Annotated in this window: 2 protein-coding genes; one reads left to right on the forward strand and one right to left on the reverse strand. The window is 58.8% G+C overall.

All coding sequences use genetic code 11. The features are described 5' to 3' along the window. A partial coding sequence (locus OP495_RS17140; protein ID WP_280570955.1) for a carbon starvation CstA family protein occupies positions 1-655 on the reverse strand: 655 nt, incomplete at its 3' end. A 324-nt stretch (positions 656-979) separates the two neighbouring features. On the opposite strand from OP495_RS17140, the gene OP495_RS17145 reads away from it, so the two are divergent. After that, entirely contained in the window at positions 980-2,401 is a 1,422-nt protein-coding gene (locus OP495_RS17145) for a cytochrome ubiquinol oxidase subunit I (protein WP_280570957.1), read from the forward strand. The last annotated feature ends 57 nt before the right edge of the window (positions 2,402-2,458 follow it).

Below are 2,458 nucleotides of genomic sequence, written 5' to 3' on the forward strand. Positions count from 1 at the left end.
CGAACCAACTGACCAGATCGATCTGTAGAATGGGTACCTCGCTGGCCAAAAGCGCTGCGCTATACATGACGGCGAGGGCGATGACCGAGGGCAGGAGCATCGACCCCGAGTAACGATAGACGCGATAGCCGATCCACACCGCCAAAGGAATCTGGATGAACACCGAGAGCACGCTGGCAGGGAAGGTGATGAACAGCTTGGCGATGACCCAAGCGAAGACCGCGTTGATCATCAACACTAGAATCAGAATGATGAACAAGAACAGCAGCTTGGCACGCTGTCCGATCAGTTTGTTGGCCAGCGTTCCGATGGAATGGCCCTTGTGGCGGTTGGACAGCACCACGGCGCCGAAGTCATGCACGCCGGCGGCGAACACAGTGCCCAGCACGACCCATAAGATGGCGGGTAGCCAACCCCAGTAGATGGCGATGGCCGGCCCCACGATGGGAGCTGCGCCTGCCACCGAAGTGAAGTGGTGTCCCCACAGGATCCACTTGTTGGTGGGGACATAGTCGACGCCGTCTTGATAGGCGTGAGCGGGCGTTTGGAAATCGGGGTCCAGACGGTAAATGCGTTCGGCGATGAACTTCGAATAGAAGCGATAGCCCATCACGAAACACACGGCGCCGAAGATGGCGATCCAGATAGCGTTCATGAGTGATCCTTGTCGAGAGCGGTCGTGCCGGGCGCCGACCATGCTTTTATGGAGGCTGCTATCCTACCAAAGAGGGATGGCGTTCTCCGTTAGACGAACGACGCAGAACGAAATCGCTGCGACATCGGCGCGCATGCGGCAATTTGCCTTGCGGCAACGCGACACATACCAAACCCAGTCATAGCGCTTTTTAAGGTTATATAAACCCTCTACGATGTAGGGGTATTGGAAACGAAACAATAAGATCCAGGCGGCGGGCCTTTTTCGGCTATGACCACCTCTTTCCGATGACATTTCGACTACGTGGGCTTCAAGGAGTCAGCCATGGCGCTAGATCCGATTCTCCTGTCGCGATTGCAGTTCGCATTCGTGGTTTCCTTTCATGCCATCTTCCCGGTCTTCACGATCGGGCTTGCCTCCTATATCGCCGTGCTCCAGGGCCTTTACGTGTCCACGGGCAACCGCGTCTGGGATCGCCTCGGCCTATTCTGGACCAAGGTCTTCGCCGTGGTCTTCGGCATGGGGGTGGTGTCCGGCATCGTGATGGCGTTCCAGTTCGGAACCAATTGGAGCAACTTTTCGCAGATGGCGGCGAACTTCATTGGTCCAATGCTCAGTTACGAGGTAGTCACGGCATTCTTCCTCGAAGCTGGCTTCCTGGGCGTGTTGCTGTTCGGTCGGCATCGTGTCTCGCCAGCGGTGCACTTCTTTGCCGCGCTGATGGTCGCCGTGGGGACTTTCATCTCGGCGTTCTGGATTCTTGCCACCAACAGTTGGATGCAGACGCCCGATGGCTATGAGATCCGCGAGGGTGTGATCCATGTGACCTCTTGGTTCGATGCGATCTTCAACGCGTCCTTCCCGTATCGCTTCACGCACATGGCCCTGGCGGCGTTCTTGACCGGTGGCTTCGTAGTGACCGGGGTCAGCGCCTGGTTCTTGCTGCGTGGTCGCGAGGTCGATGCCCACAAGCGTGCGCTATCGATGACGCTATGGCTCTTGCTGTTTCTGGCCCCGCTTCAAGCCTTCGTCGGCGACGAGCACGGTCTCAACACCCTGGAGCATCAGCCGGAAAAGATCGCCGCGATGGAAGGCAACTGGGAAACCCAGTCGAACGTACCGCTGTTGCTGTTCGCGTTGCCGGATCGCGATTTGCAGGCTAACCGCTTCGAGATCGGCATTCCCAATGGCGCCAGTCTCATCCTGCGTCACGATCCAGACGGGGTGGTACCGGGGCTCGATCAAATCGATCGCGCGCAACAGCCGCCGGTGTGGATCACCTTCTATAGCTTCCGCGTGATGGTGGCATTAGGGCTCTTGATGATCGCCTTCGCCGTTGCCGGGCTGGTGCTGCGCAAGGGTGGGCGTGTCTACCGCAGTCGCTGGTTCTTGCGTGGGTTGCAGGGCATGAGCCTGGCGCCGTTCGTGGCGGTGGTCGCGGGCTGGTTCGTGACCGAAACCGGGCGTTCGCCGTGGCTGATCTACGGTGTGCTCGACTATGCCGATGCCATTACCCCTTCGCTGAGTGGTGGAATGGTGCTATTCACGCTGCTGGGGTATATCGCCGTCTACGCCGTGATCTTCATCGCCGGTGTCTATTACCTGTGCAAGGTGATCGACCAAGGCCTCGATGAGCACGACGACACGGAGGATCTGGATAGCCACGACCGCCCGGCGAGACCCATGTCCGCCGCCCACGTGCCCTTCGATGATGCGCGCGACGACCGCGCCCCGAACAGGAGCTAAGCCATGGAAATGTTCGATCTCTCGTTGATCTGGGCCGTCATCATCGCCTTCGGCGTG

The sequence above is a fragment of the Chromohalobacter sp. 296-RDG genome (genome assembly GCF_029889885.1).
In the GTDB taxonomy this organism is placed as follows: Bacteria; Pseudomonadota; Gammaproteobacteria; order Pseudomonadales; family Halomonadaceae; genus Chromohalobacter.

Coding starts and splice junctions, on each gene's coding strand:
- OP495_RS17145 (WP_280570957.1), top strand. CDS start 980: ATGGCGCTAGATCCGATTCTCCTGTCGCGATTGCAGTTCGCATTCGTG.